Genomic DNA, 647 nt, shown 5'->3' on the forward strand with positions numbered 1-647 from the left:
GGAATTAAGTCCGAACCGGCCGGGCCGCAGCAGGTGGCCCGCGACGTGATTCTGACGGGCAACGCCTCACCGGAAGTCAACGACGCACTCGACGAGCTCGCCGATGCCGACGATCGGGGCGCGGCCATTGCGGAGCAACTGCTTGCACTGATGAGCGAAGCCCGCGCACGTTTTCCTAGCGTCACGTCGCAGGACGATCTTGACCGGCTGTTCGCGACTGATCGAACGGCTGCCTACTGGTGGGAGAGATATTCGGCGCGCTTCGACGACTTGTCGGCGAACCTTCAGCAGGCGGTGCACGATGTCGGCATTGCGCGACGTTCGACGTTCGAAACGCTCGCACAGTGGGAAGACCGCGCATTCGAGGCTGCCAACCCGAAATGGACCGACACCCACAAGCGGGAATCCCTGGCGGTTCTGCACGAGGCGGGGCTAACCGACGAGGGTATCGCCGCCCTGTGGCAAGGCGTGGCAGAAATCACGCTGACGGCGCCGATGGCGCAGCCGGTCCTGCTTGCCGCCGCACGGTTCAAGAGCGGCAAGGCGCTGTCCACGCAGGCGGACGCGACACAGGGCATTGTCGCCTATCTCCGGGGCCTGCTCGACGACGAAACCGCATTGCATGAACTGCTGTCGGGCAAGCCGAC

General features: G+C 64.8%; 1 protein-coding gene. It reads left to right on the plus strand.

Annotated features, from left to right (window positions below):
• Positions 1–647 (plus strand): hypothetical protein (locus tag MUB46_RS24130; protein ID WP_261618530.1); only part of this gene is annotated, 647 nt, incomplete at both ends.

This window comes from Microbaculum marinisediminis (genome assembly GCF_025397915.1).
Taxonomy (GTDB): Bacteria; Pseudomonadota; Alphaproteobacteria; order Rhizobiales; family Tepidamorphaceae; genus Microbaculum; species Microbaculum marinisediminis.